Below are 1,183 nucleotides of genomic sequence, written 5' to 3' on the forward strand. Positions count from 1 at the left end.
ATTTTAACGTTAGTTATATTAGAATCCCTGGAAGTCTATTAGTAATTTCCTTTTTTTTGAGTTGGGCTTATATGTTCTAATTGGTGGTATTAAATATAACAGAGAGATGCATAAAAGTCTTTCTAATATAGAGCATTCTTTTGATATTTTGGAACAAACTAGAATTGATGAGCCTATTATAATTATACCAATTCAGTGGCTCTTATATAAATACCCATGGATTTTTGTTCGTTGAGCTATTATCTTAATAGGTATGTTATTGATGATTTTAAGCTTTGTTTTTAAATAATCTCTGGTTTACGTTTAGATTAACTTGAAATTTAATTTAGGATTGCACATTCTTTTAAGGTTCATGCAGGGATTAGAACAGGTAATACTAGGAAGTTTATTTTCAAAATTGAGAGAGGTAGTTTTTGGAAATAACTTAAGATTAAGTTAAGGATTTGAAGGGCTTTTTTGACATACCTTTAAAATTGTAAGCAATGATGAATCGAGTCAAGGCATTGTACCTTATTGCTTATCTTTGTAAAATTATCTGTCGACGAAGTAGGTATCCTGTTTTGGGAGTTAATGTAAAATCTAAAATTTTTAAAGGATTGCTACTTGGGAACTTGAAAATAATCAAATCTTATCGAATCCTGATGGAGAAGAATTTTATTTCATTTCAGTTACAGGCTTCAAGGTAATGCGATCTAACCTAACTAATACCTTCAAATAAGTTTTCATAACTACAAGAAAATTCATAGTAATGAAGGAGTAATTAAATGAAAAAGAGTGAAATATATGTCCCATTTTTTTGTACTTATTATGGTATTAGATTTAGGAATTAAATCTTTAGAACACCTTTCAATCAATAAAAGTAGTTTATTGATTGAAACTTTAGATGAGGATTCAAAAGAACCTGGAACTAGATAAGACAATTTTCCTCTCTAGTATAAAAGAAATTTAAAAGAAAAAGCTCGCTTACATCAGGCGAGCTTTTGGGCTTTTATATACTTTGTTAACATTTCCTAATTCTTCAATATGTATTGTTATTTAGAGTGGTTCCTGTCTTTTCACAGTCTTCAAGTAAAGCAATAGTATATTTAGTTTTAGAGAATAATTATCAAAAGCTTTTCGAAATTGAATGAAAAAGAAAGATCGTTGGGAGACGGAAGGCTGGGCAAGTTACTGGCACATCCGC

General features: G+C 29.6%; 1 protein-coding gene. It reads left to right on the forward strand.

The features are described from left to right. The first annotated feature begins 783 nt into the window (after positions 1-783). The gene (locus tag ACFCYN_RS23160) at positions 784-915 is read left to right on the forward strand and encodes a hypothetical protein (RefSeq protein WP_375952084.1); all 132 of its coding nucleotides are present in this window, start codon (positions 784-786) and stop codon (positions 913-915) included. Positions 916-1,183 lie beyond the last annotated feature (268 nt).

Source organism: Gottfriedia sp. NPDC056225 (assembly GCF_042267765.1).
Classification (GTDB): domain Bacteria; phylum Bacillota; class Bacilli; order Bacillales; family Bacillaceae_G; genus Gottfriedia.